This is a genomic window from Vibrio sp. CUB2 (assembly GCF_001557945.1).
Taxonomy (GTDB): Bacteria; Pseudomonadota; Gammaproteobacteria; order Enterobacterales; family Vibrionaceae; genus Vibrio; species Vibrio owensii.
The window spans coordinates 471644-495218 of the sequence record NZ_LNRB01000001.1; the positions used below are offsets into that span (position 1 = coordinate 471644).

The following is a 23575-nucleotide window of genomic DNA, read 5'->3' on the forward strand; positions in this document are numbered from 1 at the left end:
GCAATACCTAAATATAAATTCACACTTAACATTATGGACATGTGTGGCGTGTATAGACAATAGCCACACGTGTCGTCATGTTCGAAAACAATAAAGGGGCAAAGGTGTTTTAGCTGACTTTCCCATCTGACTGTGACTTTCTCATCTGACTTGATACAGCCCAAAAGCGATCAAACGTTGTCCTCTGACAAAAACAAAAAAAGAAACTTGTAACAACATTCAAAGCAACCTATTGTGTATAAAGTTACAAAAATCAAAGGACACTATTGTGCCGAAGAAAAAATCACGCAAGATCGACCTAGATAAGTTCGTATTGCCGCACGTAAAGGAAGACACAATTCAGGGTACTGACAATCTAGAAGTTGTTCGACCCATCAGTGCGGTAGTGAATTTTCCTGCCTTGGGGTCGAAAGGTGGCAATGGGTATAGTTTCGACTTTGCACCCTTTTATGGTCAGGGGTTTGATGATCTGGTTAATCGTGCCTATTACACAACTAAAGCCTTGCTGGACTCTGCCATCTCAAGTGGAAGCTCTCAAAAGACTATTCTAGCTTATTCATATGATGGATTTAAGATTCTAGCAGGCTACCTTCCGCTTTATCGTCAGCATAAAGATCATGATTTATCTCAAGCAGATATATCAGTAGAGCTAATGGACAACTTTCGTATCCACTTAAAGACGCTTAAGAAAAAAAATGGCGATGGCAATCTATCCTACACTAGTCAAAAAAATCACTACACCTTGGTAAAATCACTTTTACATGCGATGAAAACCCAAGGGTATTGGGATGCCTCACCTGAGTACGTGAGAAGCTGTTTTAAACCCAACCCCTACCCAAAATCAAACCAACGTGGCGGTGGCGGCGCAAGTCCCTTCACTCAGCATGAGAGAAAACAACTTGTTATTACCTTAAAGCAAGCCATTCCACCTATCATCAATAAAGATCGAGAAGCGCCATTGACAGCGTATGAGTTGACGGTAGTGGTTTTGGCGATAGCGATGCAAACAGGGATTAATACCAGACCTCTTTTGGAAATGTCGGTGAACGCCTTGTCTGAGCACCCATTGAAGGCAAACAGACGATTGTTGACCGTCTTTAAACGTCGGGGGAGTTCAACTCAGTTACACAATTTACGCAAGAGTGAAGAAGTTGATATTATTCAGGGCGTTAAATTGGATGTGGCGCTGCTTATTGAAACCGTCACTAAACTCAATGCCTCAAGCAGAGAAGCGCTAAACACGGATTTATTGCTCACCTATACCTCTACTCGTAATCGTACCGCTGGAACAGCCACCTCACTGTCGGAAAATGTGCTTTATTACTACACAGAATCATTGATTAAGGAGTACAACCTAAAAGATGAAGATGGCAACCCAATCACGGTGAATGCAAGTCGCATCCGCAAAACCTTTGTGAATGGCATATACGAGCTGTCAGGCGAGGATTTAGTCGCGGCAGCACACGCTGCGAGGCATCAACACCAAAGTACCACAGACCATTACCTGCGAGCGCCAGAAGAGGCAAGAAAGAATCTTGGTCGTGCCGCTGAAATCAGAGTGGTCAATATCTTGAATGAGGACGAAGAAAAAACGCCAATGGGTACATGTAAGGACACCAAGTATGGTGATAGAGCGCCCAAGGATGGGAGAATATGTACTGATTTTTTGGCGTGCTTCCGCTGTAAATCTTTTGTTATCACGCTGGACGACCTTTGGAAACTCTACAGTTTCTACTGGGCGATTATTCGCAACAGGGATAGCTTTGGTCGCAAGAACTGGAAAAAGTATCTCAAAGACATTCTGAGAGTGATTGACGAGCATATAGAGCCGCGATGCATTGAATTAAATGCGCTGCCACAAGTTCAAACCATGAAAGAAAAAGCAAGAAAAACACCGCATCCCTACTGGAAAAACTTAGACATGTTGAGGGTTGGAAAATGATAAATGTCCAGAATACGCTAAGCGCAAAAGAGCTAGAAAAGCAAAAATGCCCCACGCTAGAAATGCTGGGCAACAACCCAACACAGGTACAAATTGAGGCGTTAACGGGCGTCGTTGCCTACACCACCCTCGAAGATGGTCAGTGCCTTGTGTACGCTCGATTTGAAGAAGATGAATGGGAGTTGACACCTGAAGAGTTCACTAAAAGTGCTAGGCTTAGTGAACATATCCTAAGGTTCAGCTCAATCCAAAGTCATACTCTGAAATCACTGGCGAAATGGGTGATGTGGTCGAAGCGCCAAATGGGGTTAAGAGGTAGTTCTTTGGCAGTGGCTTGCAAGCATGTTCGGTCATTTCTAACGTGGGTAGAGTCCGAGCCACTTCGCTCTCAGCGGGATTTTGATGCCTTTCTGGCTCAGGAATATGTTCAGTATGTCGATGGGGTAATGGTTAAACGTAAAGGCGAGTTGCAACCCCTAAAGCCAACTTCAAAAATGCCAAGGTATTTCTCACTGGAAGCGATATATCGCCACGGCAGAATGTTTGCTTGGGTTAAGGGGCATCCTTGGATAAGCTCAAGTGCTCATGAGCAAGCAGGAGCGCTTGGCGAAGGAGCCCCTCGAAAAACAGCAGAAGGTAAAACCCTAATCATCCCCGATGAGGTGCTAAAGCCACTGGCGACTTACACTAAGGGCTATCTAGACCGAGCAACGGAATTGTTAAACCTACGCGATAAACTTGACGCTTTTGAGCCAACAGCTAAAAGTGTGAGAGATCAACCGACACAAAAACGCGAATACCTGCAAAGTATTTCTGATGAATTTGATAAGCTAAATGATTTCAATGACGCCTTACTCTTACTCAGAGATAGCTGCATCTTCTGGCTTTTGTTTACTACAGGAATGCGTATCCACGAAGCCTTGAATATCAAGCGTTCACTGCGTGGGAAAGGTGGCAGAAACTACCGCACAGAAACGAAAGACGAGGAAACGTTTTACTACATTCAGTCTCGCTCGGATAAAACCCATACAGGCGAGACGGAATGGATAGCACCTAAAATAGCGATTGATGCGATTAAGATTTTAGAGCGCTATTCAAAGCCCTATCAAGCCAAGCTCGAAGCAGAATTGAAAGAAGCGAAAAGTCAGGGCAATTATAAGGAAATAGCGCGTCTAAGCGAGATTAATAATCACCTGATTTTAGCCAAGAGTCCTCGCAAGAAAGGCGCTCCAATTACCATACCATCAGGTACGACTATTACTGGACTTAGGCTAAAAAACCTCTGCGCAATGGCAGGCGTTGATTGGAACTTAACCGCCCACCAACTAAGGCGCACCTTTGCAAACTACGTTGTGCACAGCGAACTTGGTGATTTACGAGCGCTGAAAGAGCACTTTAAGCACTGGTCAATCACGATGACCGCCCTCTATGCTGCAAATGATGATTTAGACCAAGAACTGTTTGAAGAACTCCTACGTGAAAAGCTGTTCGTAGAAGAAGAAATATTTTCGGATTTTTTCAATTTAGACCATCCAATTACAGGCGGTGCAGTGGCAGAGAAAATCAAAGAGTTCAGGTCAAATGAGGAAAACATTAAAATCTATGGCAGCCATAAGGAAATGGCTCGTGCAATGAAGCTGCCAATTCGCTCAACAGGCATTGGTTGGTGTACCAATGACGATGATGGCTGTATGGGTGGAGGTTGTGATGAATGCGACCACGGGATCGTGGATGAACGAAACGTCAAACATTGGGAAGGTATGTTAATTCAACAGCTTGAACTTGTTGACCTCGATGACATTGGTGATGCTGGTAAGAAGGCTGCTCAGGACGGCTTAGTGCGTGTAGAGAAGGTTCTCACCGATTTGGGTTATGACTATGCAGCCATGAAAAATGAATTGAGTAACAATAATCAAATTAAGTCAATATCATCATTAGACTGAATGCTGTAACAACTTTCAAGCGGGATAAAATGGCAAAGAAAGCAACCAATAAAAATAAACTAAATCAGATGTCTATTGGTGACATCGATGGCGTTGAACTTAAGATGGGTCGAGGGGGCGCTCGCAAGGGCGCAGGGCGACCAAAAACAAAACCAGACACCAAGGTAATGCGGGTGCCAGTTGATCTTGTAGAAGAGGTTCAGCGCATAATTGATGACTACAGGGCGAGGTTAGAGAATGAGCAGCAAAAATGAATCACCTAGCCATAAAAAGGTGCGATTGGCTATCGTAGCCATTGAGAAGGGTAAGCCTAAAGACCCTAAAAACAAGAAGCTGACAATGTCTTCTGTTGCGCGAGAAGCTGGCGTTAGCCGAGCGTTAATTCAACGTGATATGCCTGATTTATACCAACGTGTGATGGGTAAGTCAGGCTCAGACCAAGCGAAGGACAGAATAGAAACCTTACGCGCAAAGCTCAAAGAAGAGGAGAACAAGCGCAAGGAGCGAGACGAGGAAATCGCTGAGTTGAGGGAAATGTTAGCTAATAATGCCTCGATAAATGCTACGCTTATGAGAGAAAATAAAGAGTTAAGGTCAAGATTGGGGTTAACGGATAATGTCACCTCATTATTTACATAAGAGTTTGATTTTAAATAATTAAAACCTTGTTGTTAGGGAGCTTTATGACACCGCATGGTGATAAAAAGTGTAACAAGAAAAAATATCATACAAATCAGTCACTCACTCACTGTTACATGAAACAAGGTATATTTAATTTGTGATTGTAATGAATAACACTAACTGGGCAGTGAAAGGGTAAACGTCCAACTTTTTTCTCGTGGCTAAGCCACAACTCATCCCTTCCTTGCCCGGTTTTCACCGGGGTCAGCTCTATGCGAATTAGACCCTAATGCGATTTGTATTAAGGCGCTTTGTTGCGTCTGGGATAATTCAACAATGAATAAAACACATTCTTTTTGTGAAACACTATTAACTCAACCTAACCCATTAAAGCTATTAGGTTGGAAACCCTTTTTTCAACAACAACTGACGTTAGACGATTCCGAGAACACGCTTTTCGCGCGAGTGATTGCTCACCATCGTAGTGGTTACGTTGTGGTTAGCGAACAAGGTGAAACCCACTTACCTATCCATACCTCGTTACCCAGCATGACCGTTGGTGACTGGGTGATACTCAACCACCAGCAGCAGTTTTCTCGTCTACTTGAGCGCCGCAGCTTATTCAGCCGTAAAGCCGCTGGCAGCAAGGTCGCTGAGCAACTTATTGCCGCCAACGTGGATACGGTCTTTATCGTTTGTTCACTCAATCACGACTTTAATCTCAGCCGCATTGAGCGCTACTTGGCACTCATCAATGAAGCCGATGTAGAACCTGTGATTGTACTGACGAAAGCAGACTTATGTGACGACGCTGACGAGCTCAAAGCTCAGGTACAAAAGCTCGATCCACTGCTTATGGTAGAGAGCGTTAACGGCTTGGACGAGTCAGACGTTGCCAAGTTGATGGGTTGGTGTGGTGAAGGTCAAACCGTCGCCTTCATCGGCTCTTCTGGGGTAGGAAAATCGACCTTAGTCAACACCTTACTTGGCGAGCAAGAACAAGCAACTGGCGGAATTCGTGAAGATGACAGCAAAGGTCGACATACGACGACCTCGCGCTCAATCCATCGATTGCCTTCTGGTGGGATCTTAATGGACACACCGGGAATGCGAGAGATCCAATTGGCAGATTGCGAAGCAGGTGTAAGTGAAACGTTCGCTGATGTTGAAGCGTTAGCAGAAAACTGTCGATTCAGCGATTGTCAGCATCAAACGGAGCCGGGTTGCGCGGTTCAAGCCGCAATTGAAGATGGCACATTAGAGATGCGCCGCTTTACTAATTACCAAAAGTTACTGCGAGAACAAGCCCACAACGGCGCGACTCTCGCAGAGCAACGAGCTCAGAGTAAACAGTTCGGAAAAATGGTACGCAGTATCGTTGGCGAAAAGCGCAAACACCAACGAGGTTATTAACTTGTTGCATTTGCGTAATCAATAGAACAAAGGAGGCTAACGCCTCCTTTTTTAATAACTTAGTGAAAAACCATCATTCATACTTGGCGACACAAATCAACATAAAAGACTAATAACGGCAACATTGTGCAAACATTTAAACTAAGAACAAACTAAAACTAGACACAAAATATTACCAAGCTAAGATATGTGATATTCAGCAAGAAAATAGCTGGATTTATAAAAACAGGATAATTGATAATCAGGACGTCTTAGCAACACAACAACAAGGTTCAGCCCCTTCATTCGAGGGAACATTACGCCGTGTAATGACTGAAACTTGCGCTGCTGCTGAGGCAAAAATTGCAGGAATGATGTATGCAAATGCAACACAACAGTCTCGTTGCCCGATACGCTCGCGGTAACCTCGTTCTCCAGATCCTCGTCGGTATTGTTTTGGGTATTCTGCTTGCGACTATCTCACCAAGCCACGCTGAAAGCGTTGGTATGCTGGGTAGTCTGTTTGTCGGTGCTCTTAAAGCGATTGCTCCTATCTTGGTATTCATTTTGGTTGCGGCTTCTATCGCCAACCAAAAGAAAAACCAACACACTTACATGCGTCCAATCGTAATTCTTTACCTAGCGGGTACCTTCTTTGCGGCGCTAACCGCAGTAGTACTAAGTTTCCTTTTCCCGACCAATTTAACGCTAGTAACGGGCGCTGAAGGTGCAACGCCACCACAAGGCATTGCAGAAGTTATCCAAACCTTGCTGTTCAAGCTGGTTGATAACCCAGTAAACGCACTAGTAGAAGCAAACTACATCGGTATTCTTGCTTGGGGTGTGGGTCTTGGTCTTGCACTTCACCACGCATCAGCAACGACAAAAGCGGTATTCGAAGATCTAAGCCACAGTGTTTCTCACATTGTTCGCTTTATCATTCGTCTTGCGCCTTTCGGTATCTTCGGTTTGGTTGCATCTACATTTGCAACAACTGGTTTTGGCGCACTAGCGAGCTACGCTCACCTTCTAGCGGTACTACTGGGCTCAATGTTTATCATTGCGCTAGTGGTTAACCCAGCGATCGTGTACTTCAAAACAAAAGAAAACCCATACCCATTGGTGTTCCAATGTCTACGTGAAAGTGGCGTAACGGCATTCTTTACGCGTTCAAGTGCTGCGAACATTCCAGTGAACATGAACCTATGTAAGAAGCTAGACCTAGACGAAGATACGTACTCAGTGTCTATCCCACTAGGTGCGACCATCAACATGGCGGGTGCAGCAATCACTATCACAACCCTAACGCTAGCAGCGGTACACACTATGGGTATCGACGTTGACCTAATGACAGCGGTACTACTAAGTATTGTTGCAGCAGTATCAGCGTGTGGTGCATCAGGTGTTGCAGGTGGTTCTCTACTACTTATCCCACTTGCGTGTGGTCTGTTTGGTATCTCAAACGACGTAGCAATGCAGGTTGTAGCGGTTGGCTTCATCATCGGTGTGATTCAAGACTCGGCTGAAACAGCGCTAAACAGCTCAACAGACGTTATCTTCACAGCGGCAGTTTGCAAATCAGAACAGAAGAAAGCTCAGTAACGCTTAAGTATCTGTAAGATATACGTATCTTTGATGTGAGAAATAGAAAGGGGAGCCAACGTGGCTCCCCTTTTTGTTTCCTGCTAAGGATAACTTACAAACGAACCGTTTTCCCAGTTCGCATGGATTCTAACGCGGCGTCCGCTAACGTCAGAGCAATCTCGCCATCTATGCCAGAGCAGCATGGCGCTTCTCCTTTCAGCACTTCAACAAAGTGTTGCCATTCGGCCACGTAAGCACGCTCATAACGCTCTAAGAAGAAGTACTTCGGAGTTGCGCCTGCTTGCCCTGTTTCTGTACTGCGGCTGACTAGATTTTCGGTCTGATTCGCCACTTGCAGCATACCTTTCTCGCCATGCACTTCGAGACGCTGGTCGTATCCGTAGCCAGAGCGACGACTGTTATGAATCGTCGCCATCGCACCAGAAGGGAATGTAAGCGTCACCACACTGGTATCGATATCTCCCGCTTCACCGATGGCAGGATCTACCTTGCAACTGCCATGTGCAGTAACTGCGATTGGATTTTCCCCTAAGATAAACCGCGCCATATCGAGGTCGTGAATCGTCATATCACGGAACATGCCACCCGACGACTTGCTGTATTGTGCTGGCGGTGGCGCAGGATCACGAGAGGTGATAATTACGCTTGCTGGTTCCCCAATTTGACCGTCATCCAACGCTTTCTTAAGACTTAGGAAATGCGGGTCAAAGCGGCGATTGAAGCCTAATAAGAAAGGCACTTTATGCTGGTTTACTACGCCTAAGCAATCACGTACTCGCCCCAAATCAAGGTCGATTGGCTTCTCACAAAAGATAGCTTTACCTACTTTTGCTGCTCGCTCAATCAAATCCGCATGAGTATCGGTTGAAGAGCAAATGCACACCGCATGAACGTTGTCATCGGCCATCGCCTCTTCTACGGTTTGGCGCTTTGTCTGCGGATACTGTGCACAAAACTGATCCGCATAGACCTCATAAGGTTCGATTAGCGAATAAATCGTGGTTTCTGGTGAACGTTCGATATTGACCGCATGGACTTGACCAATTCGACCCGCTCCAAATAAAGCAATATTAAACATAGGAAATCCTTCTGTGCCGCTTAGTCGAATTGACGCTTCATGCCCGCCAACATATCTGCGGCTATGTCGTAGTAATCCCCTTCCCACAGTTGGTCATTGAGGAACTCACCAGAATAGAAGCCGTCGTAACCTGTTTGGCGAATCGCATCGACCCATTCTTTTAATGGTACTTCACCTTGGCCTAACAAATATCCACGTAGAGCGCGCTCATCTGGCCAAGCCTCGCCCAGGGCAGGACGCTTGCCGTCAGACAAGTGCACGTTGTAAATCAGCTCAGCATCGATATTTGCCACTTGCTCCAACGTTGCCCCGCGACATGCCCACAAGTGCCATGTATCCAGAACAAAACCAAAGTTGTCGCGGCCGACGGCGTCGTAAAGGCGGAAGTAATCTTCCAGCTTGGCGATTGGAGTCCAAGCCGCGCCTTCATATTGGAAACGGATGCCATAGCTCTTACCAATGTCGACAATCTGGCGAATGTTCTGCGCCGTGAGTTCGATGTTTTGCTCTTTGGATAAGCCATTTAATGCCTCAAAAGCATTGAGCTGGATGGTAGGTGCACCCACGGCTTGCGCAAAACGGCACAGCGTCTCTGAATCTCGGAACAGTTGGCGTTGGCCGGCTTTATCTGTCACTTCAACCGCGCCAATGATGTCTATCGCCGTTGGAACAATGCCAAACTCATCCATGCGCTGTTTAAGCTGCTCAGCGGTGAAGCCAGCCTGAATGTAACGCCAGAGTTTTTCGGTGTGGATTTCGAGCCCTTGATAGCCAGTTTCTTTGGCGAGTCGGACATCAGATAGGATATTGCTGTGCAGAGAGCACATGCCATGTAGAGCAAAACGCATCAGATTTACCTCTTCTCACTGCCCTGTACATTGCAGGACATAAGCCGAATTCAGCTCGAGCAAACCCGCAGCACAACCGCTAAGTTGCACCTAATCAGTGGACAAAGGTATGGAAAAGTCTGCGCGCTTTACTGCTTATTCGCTCGCAGGATAGCGTCCCTATTCGAGATTACTGAGCGATGAAATTACTTAACTTCTCGACAAATCAGACTCACCGCAATCGCCTGCGCCAAATACATGGAGCTGCTGAGCGAACGGAAGCCCATCAATTCGCCTTCTTGCACTTCAAAACAGACATCCATTTTGCTGCCATGAGGCGTCATTTGGTTATCAGTAATGCAGACAATTGGCACGTTCTTTTTGCAAGCATCATCAATCAGCTGGCTGGTTTCTTCCGCGTATGGATTGAAGGTGATAGCAAACAGAACGTCTTTATCGTTCATTCGTCGAGTTAACGGAGACAACATGCCACCGTGATCATCCAAGAGCACGACACTCTTGTCAGATTTCATGAGGGCGTACCAAAGATAGAAAGCCACTGGGTAAGCACGGCGAGTACCCTGAATGTAGATGGTTTCTGCACCATCCATCAGAGCCACTGCACGTTCCAGCTTTTGAGGAGAGACCGACATTTGAAGCTGTTCTAATGCTTCAATGTTTGCGTGTCCGAAATCTTGGAAGATGGCTTGAGGCGAGTCATGCGGGACGTCCTCCATCTCACGAGCTTTACGAACGCGTTCTTTGTAATCTCTCGGGCGATTCAAATATTGATCGCGAAACAGTACTTGCATAGAAGTGAAGCCATCAAAGCCCATCGCATTAGAGAATCGGCTCAAGGTCGACAGAGGTACGTTGGCTTGCTTGGCAATGGTCGCCATGGTTTCTACCGCCACCAGCATCGGCTGGTCGGTTACGAAATCCGCGACTTGCTGCAAACGCCCGCTCAAACTGTCGTAACGCTTTGCGATTAACTCTTTTAGTGTGTCTAAATCTGCAGGTGCTTTCACTTCAACATCCATAGTTATACTGCTCTCCTATCAATGAACGCTTGGAGATAGAGGCCCCTTATAGTAACAAAAGGGGCCGCTATTTTAAGATAATAATTCAAAGTTTCGTACCGCTTCTTCTTTCACATAAGGCATCGCCTTTTGCATGAAGTAAATACGGTCAAACTTTTGTGGTTCCTGATTCATGTAATCGCGAAGATTATGACCCAGAGCCTGACGCAAACAGGTGCCAATATTGAACTTGGACACGCGGCTTTGCTTGAGCTTGAGCATGTCTTCATCGCGGATACCACTCGAACCATGAATCACCAACGGCACAGCCACAGCATTTGCGATACGGTCTAAGCGACCAAAATCGATAGTACAAGTTGGCTCGGTTAAGCGGTGAACGTTGCCGACAGAAATTGCGACACAATCAACGCCACTTTCTTCTGCAAAGCGCGCCGCATCTTCCGGTTCTGTGTAGATAGATTTTATGTGGTCGCGACCTTCTTCGTAAGGCACCGAACCAATTTCACCCTCTACCGATGCTCCTAATGCATGCGCCACTTCCACGACTTTCTTGGTGCGAGCAATGTTCTCGTCCAACGTCAGTTGCGAGCCATCAAACATCACGGAACTAAACCCAGCTTTAAGCGCGCGAAAGACGATGTCTTCTTCGTAAGTGTGGTCAAGGTGAAGCACAACAGGCACTGTGCTCTTGTGCGCTAGATTTAGGAACATCGCCGCAGCGGTTTCGACGCCATAAAAATCCACCACGTCTTTGTTACAAGCCAGAATTACAGGTTTGTTCACTTGCTCTGCCGCTTCAACAACAGCACGTGCATCTTCAAAGCCGAACACATTAAAGCAAGGGACAGCGTAGTTAGATGCCGCAGCCTCTGGCAATAGATCATTCAAATTTACCAACATGATGATTCCCCTACTTAAATTTCGCGATCATGTCTTTGATGCCAGGGATCGTTTCCACTTGGTATTCGTGGTGCGGATCAAAGTGCTGAATCAAAGATTTCTCTGTTTTGCCAACGATGATGGTGAAGTAATACATTTCGTAGCCCGGCGCCGCCACACTTGGGTGATAGCCTTTGTCGATGGCAATCACAGAGCCCGTGCGCACGTGGTAAACCGGACCAAAGTCGTCTTCGTGCTCGTATAGGAACTGCGCACCAAAGCCGAAATCTGGGTTGAAACGGAATTGGTACACTTCTTCGTAAAGGGTTTCTTTGCTGCCGTCAGGCTTAACACGATCTTCATCGTGCTTGTGTGGAGGGAAGCCAGACCAACCGCCTGCCCCAACGGTGAATAGTTCACTCACCAATAAGCGACCACGTTTATCTGCGTTGGATTGACCAAGCACGTGTTTGATCTTACGGTGAGTTTTGGTGTCATCTGAACCGTATTGCACCATGTCTACGTTCTCTTCGCGGACACAGAAAGGCTCCAGTGACGCTTCAAACTTACCACCTGCAATCATGACGTCAGCCTTGTCGCTCACACATTGAATGGTCGCGCGGTAGCCAAGTGGTACGTAAACCGCTTCTGGGTTGCCGTCCCAAACTGATTTACGCTTACCAATGTTGTCGAACGTTTCGCTCTCGCCGTCTTTCGTTACGGTGATGCTGCAAGTACCGCCAGCCAATACGATGACAGACTCATACCCTTCGATGACATGGTCAAAAGTTTCATTCTGATTCAAGAACACTTGGTTGAAGTAACATAGCGGCGTTACTTCGTCGTTCGCACCAATAATTGGTTCATTCTTGTTATCAAATGGTGGAATGTGTTTTCCCATTTTTCTTTTCTCCTCACAGTTCGTTTGATAACGAGACTGTCCTATCCTTCTGAAAGTGGCTTAACAAAAAAGCCGGGCCACGATGGTGTGTACGCGCACTGTTTGGTTACCCTCAAGTGACATACCGGCCCGGGAGACCAAACGCGCAGCAATGTGGTGCCCGAAAGCACCAAACCGTGCTTAACTTCGCGTCTCAATAAAATCGAATAGTTGTTCCTTGGTTGGCATGGCTTCTGTGCAGCTGTGACCGCTGACATTAATCGCTGCTGCTGCCGTGCCGTTGCGTACGCCCTCTTCTAACGACCCGCCAGTAACTAGCGTCCAAATCAGACCGCCCGCAAACGAATCACCAGAGCCAAATGGTTTATTAGCTTCCACTCGGAAAATGCCTTGCTCGAACTTATGACCAGCACGGTCGTACACTTTCGAGCCATGCTCACCGGCTTTCACCACCACCACTTGAGTGTTCTCTGTTAAGAAACGAGCCGCCGTTTGGTCATCATCGGTGTTGCCCGGAGCAATGACGGTTTCCATCATGTCGAACTCTTCACGGTTACCAATAACGATGTCTGAAAGACCCGCGGCAATGCCGTAGTAAATCGAAGCATCGGTATCCGTGCGCCAAGAGTAAGGACGATAATCGACATCCAGCACCACTAAGGTATTGCTGCGGCGGGCATGCTGCATCGCAATCAAAGTGGCTTCACGGCTTGGGCTTTCCGACAATGCCGTTCCCGTGACCACTAAGACTTTTGAGCTAGCGATGTAAGCGGGGTCAATCTCTTCTGGTTTGATGGTCAAATCCGATGCGTTGTTACGGTAGATAAGCACGGTGCAATCTTTTGGCTTCATCTCTGTGAATGCCACCGAAGTGCGCGAACCAGTATCATCGGTTCTCATTCCGTCAAGGTTTATGCCTTGCTCCGTCATGTAACCTTTGACGTAACCACCGAATGCATCGTCAGCCACGCAGCCAATAAAGCCGACCTTACCGCCTAACTTGGCAATGCCCACCGCAATGTTTGCTGCTGAGCCACCAACGAATTTGTTGAAGCCGGAAATGTCCGCCATGTCGGTTTTAGCTTCGCGAGCGTAGAGATCTACGCCCGCACGTCCTAAAACGATGGCATCCAATGGTCGATTTGTTTCAAGTGCAATGTTTGTCATCGTCTGTTCCTATTATTTGTATTCAACCCAAGCGGCGTTCTGGTCTGCCGATTCCACACACTTCTCGCATAGGCGTACGCCTTCGATGCCAGCGTCGATACCCGGGAACCAAATTTCAGACAGCGCTTGCTGGTCATCACGGTCAGCCGCATCGAATGCCAACGCGAAACGGTGGTACAAGTTCGCCCATGATTCGAAGTAACCTTCTGCATGACCACCACCAACACGGTTAGAAGCCACACCCGGAGCATCTTGGTATAGGTAGCCCATGCCACGCTCTAGAATGCGTGGTGCTTCGCCTTGCACTTCAAAACGAAGTTGGTTTGGTTGCTCATCCCACCATTCGATGGACGCTTTCGAACCGACGATACGGATTTTTTGTTGGTGCATCGAACCTGCATTCACTGCCGACGCCCAAAGCGTACCCACTGCACCATCTTTGAATTGCATCATGATGTGAGCGTTATCTTCGAGCGGAGCACGTGACTTGATGAAGCTTTGACGCATGCAAGACAAACGGTCGATTTCAAGACCTGTCATCACTTCACACAGGTAGAAAGCGTGCGTACCCACATCACCCAGAACATAAGTTGGACCTGAGACTTCCGGGCTGACGCGCCATTTCAAACCTGGATCGTTTTTCTCGTATTCTTCGTTGTGGAAGCCGTGAGCAAATTGCATGTTCACCACACGAATCTCACCCAGATCACCACGCTTCACCATTTCACGCGCTTGCTGAACCATTGGGAAACCGCTGTAACCGTACATCACGCCAATCACGCGATTGCGCTCTGCTGCGATCTGTTTGAGCTCTTCCGCTTCTTCCGTCGTGAAGGTGATTGGTTTTTCACACACCACGTGCAAGTTAGCTTCTAGTGCTGCTTTACAAATTTCGTAGTGAGTTGAGTTTGGCGTTGCGACTGAAACAGCTTGAATGCCATCTTCGCGTTGCGCTTCTTTCTCAAACATCTCTTTGTAATTTGCGTAGCAACGGTCGCCATCTAGACCTAAGTTCTCACCGAAATCACGGCAACGATCCGCATCCAAATCGAATGCACCAGCGACCAATTTGAACAAACCATCGCGCTGCGCCGCATTGCGGTGCGAGTAACCGATTTGACTGCCACGACCACCGCCGACCATTGCCCAACGGATTGGTTGCTCAAAATGACGTTCTTCATTAAACATGTTTGACTCCTTGATAGGCTCTTGCTTAAGAACCTATAAATCGAATTGTTGAAATCTGTTTTTAAAGCTGGATGTTTTGATACATAAATCGGTTTGGGCTTAAACGCCGGCACGTTGAGCTGCTCTGCCTTCTTCCCATGCCGCCACTTTCTCTGCGGTGTCGTCATTGCGTGTCACTTGAGGAAGACCCACTTCCCACCAGCAATCACACTTAGACCAAGCCATTGGCGATACCGGGTCGATGTCGACCACAATCACGTAAGTACGGTCGGCTTCTTTAGCGCGTTGGAATGCGTCATCAAATTGGTCGATTGAGGTCAATTTCTCGCTGATTGCGCCTTGCGCTTCGGCATGCTTAGCAAAGTCCACGCGAGCTACCTCGCCATCAGGACGGCGACAGTCTTTCAATAGGTTGTTAAACGACTCGTTACCCGTATTGTTTTGCAGCTTGTTGATCACCGCGAAACCACCGTTATCGCATACCACGACAATCATCTTGTGACCCGTCAGAACTGACGAGTAGATGTCTGAGTTTTGAATCAGGTAAGAGCCATCGCCGACAAGCACAACCACATCGTTATCTGGGTTCGCGACTTTCGCGCCCCAGCCACCTGCGATTTCATAACCCATGCAAGAGAAGCCGAATTCAATGTCGAACTTACCAATTTGGTAGTTCTGCCAGTTCATCGCGAGCTCTGCTGGTAAGCCACCCGCTGCCGTAAGTACGGTGTCGCCCGGCTGCATAGATTTGTTGAGCTTGCCAATCACTTCTGCATAAGAAGACGTACCGTCGAGTAGGTCGCCAGGTTGAGGGTGAGTACGACGATGCACCACGGCTTTCCATTCATCCGCTTGCGCTTTCGCCGTTGCCGCCCATTCGTCACTGCTACGGAAATCGCCCAGTAGGTTGGACAGCTCAACTAAGCCACGTTTTGCGTCTGCTTTAACTGGAATAGCGCGATGTTTAATGGCATCAAAGCGTGCGGTATTGATGGTAACCAGCTTCATATCTGGGTTCTTAAACACCGACCAAGAGCCTGTTGTGAAATCTTGTAAGCGAGTCCCCACAGCCAACACCACATCCGCATGCGCTGCCATGTAGTTTGCAGAGTCTGAACCTGTCACACCGATTGGGCCTGCGTTCAGAGGATTGTCTTGCAGCATCGTGGCGCGACCAGCAATAGTCTCAACCACAGGGATGTTGTGTTTTTTCGCAAAGGCAGCCAACTCGTCCGTTGCTAGTGAGTAATGCACGCCACCGCCAGAGATAACCAAAGGTTGTTTCGCGCTAAGCAGCGCCGCTTTTGCATCTTCTAGATCTGCCACTTCTGGCTCTGGACGACGAATGCGGTGTACTTTTTCTTGGAAGAAGACTTCAGGGAAATCGTAAGCCACGCCCTGAATATCTTGTGGTAAGCCGATAAACGCTGGACCACAGGTCTCTGGGTCAAGCATGGTGTCAATTGCCTGAGGCAATGAGTGCATCAATTGCGTTGGCGAGATAATGCGGTCCCAGTAACGTGTTAGCGGTTTGAACGCATCGTTACAAGTGATCGAAGGATCGTAGAAATTCTCTGGCTGCTGAAGCACAGGATCTGGCAGACGGCTAACGTAAGCATCACCAGAAATCAAAAGCACTGGTAAACGGTTTGTGTGCGCGATACCTGCTGCGGTAACCATATTGGTTGCACCCGGACCAATTGAACTGGTCGCGATGCCGATGCGACGACGTAAGTTCGCTTTGGCATACGCGATTGCCGCTGTCGCCATCGACTGCTCATTTTGACCACGCCAAGTCGGAATTTTGTCTTCGATATTTTTTAGCTGTTGACCAAAACACGTCACGTTACCGTGACCAAAGATGGCAAACGCCGCACCAAACAGCTGTTCTTTTTTACCATCAATTTCAATCATTTGTGCGGCTAGGTACTGAGCTAGCGCTTCTGCAACAGTTAGGCGTACAGTTTTCATTGTCTTCCCCGGTAGTATCAGTCATTTTTGTAGCCACGTTGTCTCCGCGGCTTGATACAGGGGAGACGAATCTCCCCTTCCTTGCTTGTGCTCTTACAGGCCGTATTTCTTCGCGTAGCCTGTGATGTTCTCGTAAGCGGTTTTCGCGTACGTCAATGGGTGCGCTTTCGCTGGGTCTTGCTCTGCTTCAACCAGCAACCAGCCTTGGTAGTTGCGCTCTTTCAGTGCTGCGAATACATCGTCGTAATCCACGTCACCTGTACCAGGAACAGTGAATACACCATCAAGTACTGCGTTTAGGAATGACTTGTCTGCATCACGCGCAGCTTTCATTACTTCTAGACGAAGGTCTTTAAAGTGCATGTGGCCAATACGATGACCCCAACGCTTGATCATGGTCACTGGGTTACCACCACCGTAAGTGATGTGACCCGTATCTAGAGTCAGGTAAACGGCTTCGCCAGTGAATTCCATCATGATGTTGATGTCGTCTTCGGTTTCACAGATCGTGCCGACGTGATGGTGGAAAGACAGCTTGATATCGTGCTCGTTTAGAAGGTATTCCGCAACTTGAGTTAACTTCGCGCAGTAGGTTTTCCACTCATCCATAGTAAGGATCACGCGTTGAGAAAGTGGCGTGTTGATGTCGCCGTGAACCGTGTTGCTCACTTCACCGAACACCATTGCTTTGCAGCCAGCAGCCTTTAGCAATTTGATGTGCTCTTGCATCGCTGCGATTTCTTCTTCCGCGGTCAGCTTCATTAGATTGCCGCTGTACCAGCCAGAAGCGAGCACTAGGCCATGTTTTTCTAGTAGAGGGATTAGAACTTCTGGCTCACGTGGGTACTTAGTACCTAGCTCTGTACCAGTGAAACCAGCTTCTGCCATTTCACTTAGACACGTTTCCAATGGGATATCGCCGCCTAATTCAGGCATGTCATCGTTGGTCCAAGTCAGTGGGCTAATTCCATATTGCACGTTGCTCATTTTTATTCTCCGACAATGTTTGCGTTATTTAATAAATGTCGTGAAGTAAAAGCGTGGTTTTTATAGATGCTTTTCTTTCACCGATTTCGTTTCACTGGAAATTACATTAGCGAAAAAAAATTTAAATGAAAAATATTTTTCACCAGATGAAATCGATGTCATCAAATTGTTAAATCATGAAAAATCTCAGCAACCACGTGCCTTTCAAGCAAGTTTGAGCTAGATCTCATTTTATTTTTATCTTTAATTTTCAACAATTTAAACATAAAAACCAAAATGAAAAATGTTTTTCATTTTTTGATTTGGGTAACACTTTAGGATAAAAAACGAACAGACAGCTAGTCGAATGACAAAAGACTAAATATGATAAACGCAACCGACAAATGAAAAATAATTTTCATACATATAATAAACATTAAAAGTCGGCAATATAGATACCCAATACTCGTACCCTACAAAACAGAGTATTGGCCGCTACCCAACTTGATCTTATTCGATGGTTAAAGGAAAGCTTGGGGATCTAATAAAGGAAAAAACAATGGAAGCTACATCCAAGGCCGAAGCTCGAAAGCACAATCTTGCCTACATCGTTAGGATTTGTTGTATCGCTGCGCTCGGAGGCATCTTATTAGGTTACGACACTGCAGTTATCTCTGGCGCAATTGGTCCAATCCGCGAATACTTTGGATTGTCACCAGCTCAAACTGGCTGGGCTGTATCCAGCGTAGTATTAGGTAGTATCATCGGTGCGGTCAGCGCAGGCTGGGCAGCCCTTAAATACGGCCGACGCAACACCCTCTTTATCGCCGCCATCCTCTTCATTATTTCCGCTATAGGCTCCGCCCTCGCAACCGACTTCACCTTCTACACTGTTCTACGCATCGTCGGCGGGGTCGCCGTTGGCCTTGCTTGTGTAGTATCGCCAATGTACATGTCAGAAGTGGCGCCAAAAGATTATCGAGGTCGCGCAGTGAGCATGTTCCAGCAATCGGCAGTTATTGGCCAGACTGGTGTGTTCTACGTTAACTACCTCATCGCAAAAGGCATGTCAGAAGCTTGGCTAGTAGACATGGGCTGGCGTTGGATGCTCGGCTCTGAAGTAATTCCTGCCGCGCTTTTCGCAATGTTGTTGTTCCTCATCCCAGAATCACCACGTTGGTTGGTACTAAAAGGCAAAGTCGCCGAAGCAAAAGCGACACTCTCTCGAATTTCTAACCCGAAACACGCGGATCGTTTGATCAAAGAGATCCAAGAATCGTTAGTGGAAAGTCATGGTGCGAAGAAGAACAAGGTCAGCCTGCGCTCGCCATTGTTGTTCGCAATCTTGGTTATCGGTACGTTTGTCGCGGCAGCTCAACAGCTAACCGGTATCAACGTGATCATGTACTACACTCCGGAGATCTTAAAACCAATCACAGGCTCTACTGAAAACGCGCTATTCCAAACGACGTTCGTGGGTATCGTATTTATCGGTGGTAACGCCTTGGGTATGTACCTGATCGATAAAGTCGGCCGCTTGCCACTGATGAAATACGGCACCATTGGCTGTGCATTCGGTATGTTCATTGTTGGCTACGTGCTTTACCAGCAAACAGAAGGTTACGCGGCGCTATTCGCACTGTGTCTTTACGTGGTGTCTTACGCGACCTCTTGGGGTTGTGCATGTTGGACCATGATTTCCGAAATCTTCCCGAACAGTATCCGCTCTCGTGCCATGGCTATCGCGGTCGGTGCACAATGGTTTACTGGCTTTATCGTGACGCAGTCTTTCCCAATGCTCAATGAAAACGCCTACCTACAAGAAAACTTCAACGGTGCCTTTGCCTTCTGGTTGTTCGGTGTTTTGTCGCTGATTTGTATGTTCGTGGTCGTCAAGTATGTGCCTGAAACCAAAGGTGTCAGCTTGGAGAAAATGGAAGAAGCAATGGCGAAAAAACTGGGTAAAAAAGTATCTGGAACTGCGACTGAAGCACGTGCATAAGATAACTTAATGTTTTACAAAGGGAACAGGTGTTAGCACTTGTTCCCTTTTGCTTTTGGAGGCAAACCTCATGCTCGATAAAATGGCGTTCTTTGTCTATGTGATCCGCTCTGGGTCTATCTCCTCCGCCGCGCGTAAATTCAATATTTCGGTCTCCACCGGAAGCCGCTGGCTGCAAGAGTTGGAACAACACTTCGGTACTACCCTATGCCGCCGCTCAAACCGATTATTGGAGGCCACTCAAGCAGGCCAAACCTTATATGAAGAGTTCTCTCCTTTAGTCGACAGTGCCGAGCGTATCAGCCGCAAATTAGAAGACTTCCAAGACAGCGAAAAAGGTCATATCAATATTGCGTGCACGCCCGTGTATGCCAATCACTACCTGATGGACAAAATCGCGGAGTATTCCAAGCTCAACCCAAAGGTGACCTTCAACATCAACGTCACACCTTGGGCATTGGATCATGCCAGTACTTGTGACCTGATGATCAGCGCTAATGCTAGCTTCCAAGGCTACCGTGAAAAAGATTTATTACTGGTGAAACGCGAGCTGATGCAGTGCCCGTTTATCGTTGTGGCTTCCCCGCAATACCTAGAAAAGCATGGTTTGCCAACGCATCCAGAAGCACTACGAGACCACGCTTGCTTGATTGCAACCACACTGACGGGCAGCAATGATTGGATCTTCCGTCAAGGAATGGAAAACATGGTGCTGAAAGTGCCAAAAACTATTGAAGTGAATGACAGTGACCTGTTGCTCAGTGGCACTTTAAAGGGGGCAGGTGTCGCGTACTTACCGCAATTTGTCACCACAGAAGCGGTAGAAAGAGGCGAGTTAGTACCGCTATTGGAAGAGTATGAGACCAGTATTTGGAGTTTGAATCTGTACTACCATTCCCCAAAAACCGCCTCTCCCGTAGCGATAAAATTCAAAGAGTTCTTATTGGAAAAGCCTTGTTAGGACGGATTGGAGTTAAAACCATAAACTGCTGACGCCATCGTAAGTCAGCTTGGCGCCTGAAAGAAACAAGAACAGATAACAAAGCTGATAAATTCTTTCCTGACTGACTCGATGCAAAAGATACACCCCCATCTTAACGCCAACGGGCGCGAGTGGAATCAACACCAACGCAGTCATTAAGTTGGTCGAATCAAACTCACCAAGCCAAATATAAGGCACGAGTTTCGCTACATTCACTATGCCGAACAGCACCGCCATGGTCGCTATCAGGTTGATTTTAGGTAGTTTCAATGGGAGTAAATAAATACTCGCGGGGCCGCCACCAGCATGAATTGCAGTACTGGAAAAACCGCTCAGAGTACTCCAAATCCAAGCACCTAGCTTCCCTGATTGAGAGGGTGTGTCACCACTTAACCAATACTGAAAACAGAACAGCAAAGACAGCACGCCAACGGTGATCTTCAACCCCGACTCTGGCGTGATACTCAGAAATAAGCCCGCTAATACCACCCCAAGCAAAGCCCCAGGCAGCATGGTTTTAAGCACTCGAACATCGACATTTCGATAATGATGACGCACCGCAAAGGCATCCATCACCAACAGAATGGGCAATAAAATCGCGGCGGCTTGTGTTGGCGGCACCACCAGCGCCATCATAGGAACGGCCAAAATGCCCAGTGCCCCACCGAGCCCACCTTTACCAATGCCATAGATTAACACCGCAGGAATCGCCAAAAGATAGAACCAAGGATCGCTGAGCATCATCGTCACCTTTTTAGAATCGAATATCGAACTACGCCACAATCTGAGCGAGATAGTCGCGACTGCGTTTTAAATCTCGGGAGACCTGACTCACGTCTGCGGTGCCGTGCTCATGCTCGACCACGATCCAACCTTGATAGTCGGCTGCTTTAAGTGCACTCATCACTTGTTGCAGCTTGATATCGCCATCCCCAAGTGGCGTAATCAGCCCTTTGCTGTACGCATCGACCCACTCCAACTTATCGCGAATAGCTAACCTCAATTTGTCCGTCGAGACATCTTTGACATGAATATGCTCGATGCGCGTTCCGTACTGACGGATAAGCCCCAGCGGATCCATCCCGTCTAAAAATGCATGCCCGATATCGATGCAAAGTCCGAGCTTGTTCGCTGGGATCTGGCTCATCACAAAATCGATCTCGTCTTTATAACTGATGTAACCGCCGATGCCCGGATGAAGCAAACAGCGCAAACCATATTGGCTAGCCACGTTAATGATGCGTTCAAGGTTGCCAATCATGGTTCGTTTACTTTCCATTTTCAAACGCGGCGCAGTGACGCTTTGTCCGATATAGCCATAGCGCTCTGCATGAATGCCTTCCATCACCAGCAAGTTCTTTACACTCAATGCATCCAAACGCTGACAAACGGTTTCGACTTCTTCCAAAATGGCAGGCATGTTTGCAGAATCGCAAAATGGCACTTGTACCTTGCCTGCGCACACCTGCAATCCACGTACACGAAACGCACTTTTCAGCAGTTCAGGATCTTCTGGGAAAAAGCCATCTGGCCCCAACTCGATACCACGAAAGCCACTGTCACTCGCATCCATTAACACCTTTCCCCAGCTTGGGTTGGTCGCATGAGATGCCTCCTCCACTCCCCAGCAGCATGGGGCGCAAGCAATACGATCAAGCATGTGTTTTTCTCCTAAGTTGATTTCCTTTCACCTTAAGATTGGTAGGGGTAAAAGTTCGTGATTTGCGCCTCGTTTGTACTTTGCATTTTCGCAAAGCGGCTTTGAATTCCTAGCTATATCGCGAGCACATCGCACTCCCTACACTGGTTGTGACAGAACGATTACGGAGTAAACAGCGGTATGGAACGAATCTTTATTGTGGCGGCAAAGCGCACCCCAATTGGCAGCTTTAATGGCTCGTTAGCGTCATTGTCTGGTGTGGAATTAGGCGCTCATGCCATCAAGGCAGCCTTGGAGCAAGTGGACATTGCCCCAGAACAAATCGATGAAGTGATTGTGGGCAACGTACTGACTGGAGGCGCAGGCATGGGGCCGGGTCGCCAAGCCGCAATGAAGGCAGGCATTCCAGAATCCGTTCCCGCTTACACCCTCAATATGATTTGCGGCAGTGGCATGAAAGTCATCATGGACGGTGCAAGCCACATCCGAGCGGGCGATGCTGAGTTAGTGCTTACTTGCGGCATGGAGAGCATGTCCAACGCACCTTATGTCTCTTCTGGCCAGATTCGTCGCGGCTACCGCATGGGTCATCAACTCCAAGAAGACAGCATAATCAAAGATGGTCTGACGGATGCCTTCCACAACTACCACATGGGTGTTACGGCAGAAAACATCGCCAAGCAATTCCAAATCAGCCGAGAAGATCAGGATGCCTTTGCCTTACAAAGCCAACGTAAAGCAGTCAGCGCGATAGAAAATGGTCATTTTGAAGCGGAAATTGCGCCAATTACGATAGTGGATCGCAAACGCCAATTCGAAGTAAAGAACGATGAATATCCGAAAGCCGACAGCACCTTTGAAGGTCTACAAGCGCTGCGCCCTGCATTCGATAAAGAAGGCAGCGTTACCGCAGGCAATGCATCCGGTATTAATGATGGTGCATCCGCAATTTTGCTCGCTTCAGAAAGTGCAGTGAAACGCCACAACCTCAAGCCACTGGCAGAACTCGTCGAATACGGACAAGGTGCTATCGCCCCAGAGATGATGGGCTTAGGTCCGGTGTCTGCGATTGCCAATACCTTATCCAAAGCCGAAATGGCGATTGAAGATATCGACGTTTTTGAGCTTAACGAAGCCTTTGCAGCGCAAGCACTTGGCGTGGTTCGCTCCCTTACCGAGCAACACAATATCGATGAAGCATGGCTGCTAGAACGCAGTAACTTAAGTGGCGGTGCCATTGCACTGGGTCACCCAATCGGCGCATCCGGTAACCGCATTGTGACCACCTTGGTTTACCAACTACAACGCACTCGCCGCGATTACGGTTTGGCATCACTATGCATCGGCGGCGGCATGGGCACGGCGTTGATTTTAAAACGTTGCTAGAAGGAATCTCTCATGGACACGAAAA

General features: G+C 47.5%; 20 protein-coding genes. 9 read left to right on the top strand and 11 right to left on the bottom strand.

All coding sequences use genetic code 11. The features are described 5' to 3' along the window. Positions 1–268 precede the first annotated feature (268 nt). The 6 genes from ATB78_RS02125 to sstT all read left to right on the top strand — a co-directional run bounded on the left by ATB78_RS02125 (position 269) and on the right by sstT (position 7500). Entirely contained in the window at positions 269–1942 is a 1674-nt protein-coding gene (locus ATB78_RS02125) for a hypothetical protein (protein WP_240537357.1), read from the top strand. After that, positions 1939–3885: a hypothetical protein gene (locus tag ATB78_RS02130; protein WP_061007697.1), complete on the top strand. Its 1947-nt coding sequence runs from the start codon at positions 1939–1941 to the stop codon at positions 3883–3885. Before ATB78_RS02125 ends, ATB78_RS02130 begins: the two co-directional genes overlap by 4 nt. Before the next feature lie 29 nt (positions 3886–3914). Beyond that, positions 3915–4139 carry a hypothetical protein gene (locus ATB78_RS02135; protein ID WP_045410191.1) on the top strand — a complete coding sequence of 75 codons (225 nt, stop codon included), beginning with the start codon at positions 3915–3917 and terminating at the stop codon, positions 4137–4139. After that, positions 4123–4524: a hypothetical protein gene (locus tag ATB78_RS02140; RefSeq protein ID WP_045410188.1), complete on the top strand. Its 402-nt coding sequence runs from the start codon at positions 4123–4125 to the stop codon at positions 4522–4524. Before ATB78_RS02135 ends, ATB78_RS02140 begins: the two co-directional genes overlap by 17 nt. Before the next feature lie 318 nt (positions 4525–4842). Continuing rightward, on the top strand, positions 4843–5919 hold the full coding sequence (gene rsgA / locus ATB78_RS02145; RefSeq protein WP_061007698.1) for a ribosome small subunit-dependent GTPase A: 1077 nt from the start codon (positions 4843–4845) through the stop codon (positions 5917–5919). Between the two features lie 363 nt (positions 5920–6282). Next, the gene (gene sstT / locus ATB78_RS02150; protein WP_038894685.1) at positions 6283–7500 is read left to right on the top strand and encodes a serine/threonine transporter SstT; all 1218 of its coding nucleotides are present in this window, start codon (positions 6283–6285) and stop codon (positions 7498–7500) included. Between the two features lie 94 nt (positions 7501–7594). Here the strand turns inward: sstT and iolG are convergent, their stop codons facing one another. From iolG to iolE, 9 genes are all read right to left on the bottom strand, one after another. After that, the gene (iolG, locus tag ATB78_RS02155; protein WP_061007699.1) at positions 7595–8581 is read right to left on the bottom strand and encodes an inositol 2-dehydrogenase; all 987 of its coding nucleotides are present in this window, start codon (positions 8579–8581) and stop codon (positions 7595–7597) included. 20 nt (positions 8582–8601) lie between these two features. Next, positions 8602–9429, bottom strand: coding sequence for a sugar phosphate isomerase/epimerase family protein (locus tag ATB78_RS02160; RefSeq protein WP_061007700.1), 828 nt, complete (start codon positions 9427–9429; stop codon positions 8602–8604). A 185-nt stretch (positions 9430–9614) separates the two neighbouring features. Continuing rightward, complete coding sequence (locus ATB78_RS02165) at positions 9615–10448, bottom strand: MurR/RpiR family transcriptional regulator (RefSeq protein ID WP_005437844.1); 834 nt, start codon at positions 10446–10448, stop codon at positions 9615–9617. A 72-nt stretch (positions 10449–10520) separates the two neighbouring features. Continuing rightward, positions 10521–11348, bottom strand: coding sequence for a class II fructose-bisphosphate aldolase (locus tag ATB78_RS02170; protein ID WP_005437843.1), 828 nt, complete (start codon positions 11346–11348; stop codon positions 10521–10523). Positions 11349–11358: 10 nt separating this feature from the next. Then, entirely contained in the window at positions 11359–12228 is an 870-nt protein-coding gene (locus tag ATB78_RS02175) for a 5-deoxy-glucuronate isomerase (protein ID WP_038868950.1), read from the bottom strand. Between the two features lie 180 nt (positions 12229–12408). After that, entirely contained in the window at positions 12409–13395 is a 987-nt protein-coding gene (gene iolC, locus ATB78_RS02180) for a 5-dehydro-2-deoxygluconokinase (RefSeq protein ID WP_061007701.1), read from the bottom strand. A 12-nt stretch (positions 13396–13407) separates the two neighbouring features. After that, positions 13408–14583 (bottom strand): Gfo/Idh/MocA family oxidoreductase, encoded by a 1176-nt coding sequence (locus tag ATB78_RS02185; protein ID WP_005437837.1) that lies wholly within the window; start codon positions 14581–14583, stop codon positions 13408–13410. A gap of 99 nt (positions 14584–14682) precedes the next feature. Beyond that, positions 14683–16554, bottom strand: coding sequence for a 3D-(3,5/4)-trihydroxycyclohexane-1,2-dione acylhydrolase (decyclizing) (gene iolD / locus ATB78_RS02190; protein ID WP_061007702.1), 1872 nt, complete (start codon positions 16552–16554; stop codon positions 14683–14685). A gap of 93 nt (positions 16555–16647) precedes the next feature. Continuing rightward, positions 16648–17541, bottom strand: a complete 894-nt coding sequence (gene iolE / locus ATB78_RS02195) for a myo-inosose-2 dehydratase (protein ID WP_005437833.1) — start codon at positions 17539–17541, stop codon at positions 16648–16650. Positions 17542–18079: 538 nt separating this feature from the next. On the opposite strand from iolE, the gene ATB78_RS02200 reads away from it, so the two are divergent. Beyond that, a complete protein-coding gene (locus ATB78_RS02200) occupies positions 18080–19522 on the top strand; it encodes a sugar porter family MFS transporter (RefSeq protein ID WP_005437831.1) in 1443 nt (480 codons plus the stop codon). 70 nt (positions 19523–19592) lie between these two features. Next, complete coding sequence (locus ATB78_RS02205; RefSeq protein ID WP_061007703.1) at positions 19593–20483, top strand: LysR family transcriptional regulator; 891 nt, start codon at positions 19593–19595, stop codon at positions 20481–20483. A gap of 12 nt (positions 20484–20495) precedes the next feature. Here ATB78_RS02205 and ATB78_RS02210 read toward each other — a convergent pair whose 3' ends face one another. Then, positions 20496–21245: a sulfite exporter TauE/SafE family protein gene (locus ATB78_RS02210; RefSeq protein WP_061007704.1), complete on the bottom strand. Its 750-nt coding sequence runs from the start codon at positions 21243–21245 to the stop codon at positions 20496–20498. Between the two features lie 31 nt (positions 21246–21276). Next, positions 21277–22164: a TIM barrel protein gene (locus tag ATB78_RS02215; RefSeq protein WP_061007705.1), complete on the bottom strand. Its 888-nt coding sequence runs from the start codon at positions 22162–22164 to the stop codon at positions 21277–21279. A 180-nt stretch (positions 22165–22344) separates the two neighbouring features. Between ATB78_RS02215 and ATB78_RS02220 the strand changes: the two genes are divergently transcribed. Beyond that, on the top strand, positions 22345–23550 hold the full coding sequence (locus ATB78_RS02220) for an acetyl-CoA C-acetyltransferase (RefSeq protein WP_061007706.1): 1206 nt from the start codon (positions 22345–22347) through the stop codon (positions 23548–23550). The last annotated feature ends 25 nt before the right edge of the window (positions 23551–23575 follow it).